Raw genomic sequence first — 2,978 nt, 5'->3', positions numbered from 1 at the left:
AGTGTTGAAATTGTTTTAGATGGTGATTATAGCGAAGAGGAGCGAGTGCAACTGGCAGCAGCAGAACGAAACGATGTGTACTTCTTGCTCGAGGAGCGTACACAAAATGTCCTTGTTGATGTTATTGAGTCAAACGATGGAGACGCACTGGTTCGCTCAACAGGAAGCTGGTTGGCTGAAGGCTTCGTTGCTGGTATGCAGATCCGTATCGCAGGCGACAGCGCGAACGCGAACGATGAAGGGACCTACTACGAGATTCAATCCGTCACGAAAGAGGCATTAACCCTGACCACTAATGACCTTTCGGTAGAGATTGCGGTACGACTGGATGTGGCGGCAATTAGCAGTAGCCCAGGCCTAACAACTATTGTTAACAGTCATGGTAAGAGCTGGACCGATTTAGGGCTGACTGTTGACGATATCGTTGACGTTAATGGCGACATTTACCAGATAAAACGCATAGCTCAGGGGGTTCTTGACCTAGATGAAACGCAAGGAACAGCGACAGCGATACTGAACGCCGCAGACTACCGCCAAGCGGTGTTAACCAAAGTCGTTATTGATCAACGAGAAGACATTGATGTGGTACTGGCAGGCACGCTGGATGCTAAGGCCACGAACAATGTTTACTTAGGCTCAGAAAGTGACATGCATATCGGTGTGGTTTCGGGTGACAACGTTCGTATTAAGAGTAAAGGATCGTTAACGGACGGTGTAGGTAATGGCGCTTCAGTGACAGCGTCTTCGACACTGATTCTAGAAGCGGGTAATGGCGCCATTGGTTCAGACCAGAATCGCTTCACGATTGATCTTGGAACGGATGCAACGCTCACCGCACGTGCTAAACAAGACATTGTGATCACAGAGATCAATTCTGACATTAATGTCGCTACGATCTATTCAAGTAATGGAAAGGTTGATTTGTTCGCGTCAAGCGGCTCTATTCTCGATGCACTTAATCATGAATACGAAAACATTCGAGCACAGGATGTGGTTCTATCCGCAGACAGTGGAACGATTGGACGCATGGATAACCTGCTTGATATCAACCTGACAGGCGGCCTTATCACGGCCAATGCATTGAACGATATTGCATTGAACGAGACAGAGCTGGCCATGGGCGTTGAACATATCGCATCAAGCAATGGAGACGTGAAATTGGTTGCTCACACTGCGATTGTAGATGGTGTGGCCGACGAAGCGAGTGAAATAGCCGATATTATTGGTGCGAGCATTGAGCTGATTGCACGTCTAGATACGGTAGGTGAGTTTGGGAATGACCTAGAAATCGACACCGGCTCACAAACGGGGGATAACCTCACCGTGACCAGTTCAGAGAACACGCATCTTATTGAAATGGCCGGTGATCTCTATTTAGACCAAGTGAGTGCTGGCGCTGCAAGTATCGCCTTTATTGCCGCCTCTAACGGTCGAATACTCAATGATCGTCAATCCGGCGCGAATATCATTTCAGGTAAAGCTTATCTCTTTGCAGCAAAAGATATTGGTACGGCTGATAACGCCCTCACAACGGAGCTCGGTGGCATTCAAGGGCAGTCGACGACGGGTAACACGTACGTTGAAAACACCGGTGCGTTAAATATTGGTGGTGTCGTGACAGGCGCGCAGAATGGACTGTTGGCCGGAGGTCGCGTTCATATTGTTACCCGAAGCCCGATCACCATCACTGAAAATATTACGGCAGTGGGGGATATCAACCTCATCTCTACGGATAATTCAGCGAATGACGACATTGTGATTTCAGACGGCGTTACGCTGTCCACTTCAGCCAGTATTAACATCAATTCAGGTGATGGATTTATCTTGAGTCAGAACGCAGTGCTAAACGCAGCACAGGCGATTACGATTCAGATTGACCAAGGTGATATAGGAAATAACGACTCAGAAGGTGCAGCTGTTGATATTCAAGGCTCTGTGACTGCGGGAAGCCAGTTAGTGATTTCCGGTAACACCGACCAAGATTCCGTCACAGTGACTGGCACAGTGAAGGCGACTACGATTAATATTGATACGGGTTCGGACGCCGACACCATTGTTATTGATGCTCAAAGCATACTCGGTGACGTCACTATCGATGGCGGAGCGGGTAACGACACCATTACGGTCAACCAACTACACACCCGTTCGGGTTCTTTCACCATCGACGGTGAGGGGGGCAGCGACCAATACACCATTAACCGAACAGGAAATAATGCAGAATACCTCATTGATGTTGTTGATTCTGGCGCCGCAAATAACGGGGCCGATACTCTGACGATCAATGGCCTAGCGACCGATGATCACTTTCTTATTCGAGCGAACTTTGTTGCAGCAATGCACGAGGATGGCAATGGTGGATACGGAAGCACGGTTGAACGGATCAACTATGATGGCAACATCAATGCTCGTCTTACTATCAATGGTTTAGCAGGCAAAGACAACTTTGTCAGTGATGATACCAGCACCATTGTGACACTTGATGGTGGTGCGGATGACGACACCTTCCAAATTGGGCAACTGTTCGGTAGCGATCGTCAGTCGAGCTTAGGAACGGTAGCCGTTGGAGACGAGATAGAAACGACAGAAACGACATTGGGCTTCTTGAGTAAAGGTAACAGCTTGCCTATGGTCATTTATGGCGGTGATGGTCACGACAACATCAAAGTCTATTCAAACAAAGCCATTACCAAGCTCTACGGTGAAGATGGCGATGACAGCTTTATTGTTCGTGCCTTTTTACTCAAGGACAGTGGGCTAAGTAACAACAGTGTTGATGTTGAACTGTTCGGTGGTGAGGGCGAAGATAAGATTGAATACAGCATCAACGCAGCATTGAAAATAGATGGTGGTGCGGGTAATGATAAGGTGGTGGTACTGGGTACAGAAGGTGATGATAACTTTATGATCACCGAGGACGGCATCTTTGGAGCAGGCCTCAATATTGGTTATACGGGTGTAGAAGATCGGAAGAGCGGGTC

1 protein-coding gene is annotated in these 2,978 nt (G+C 48.0%); it reads left to right on the top strand.

What is annotated here, in order from left to right; translation table 11 throughout:
* Window positions 1-2,978, top strand: a 2,978-nt coding sequence (locus tag ACP45E_RS18515) for a beta strand repeat-containing protein (RefSeq protein WP_158008394.1), incomplete at both ends; no start/stop codon positions are given.

This window comes from Vibrio genomosp. F10 str. 9ZD137, assembly GCF_049974785.1.
In the GTDB taxonomy this organism is placed as follows: domain Bacteria; phylum Pseudomonadota; class Gammaproteobacteria; order Enterobacterales; family Vibrionaceae; genus Vibrio.
This window is presented reverse-complemented; position numbering and strand designations above follow the sequence as displayed.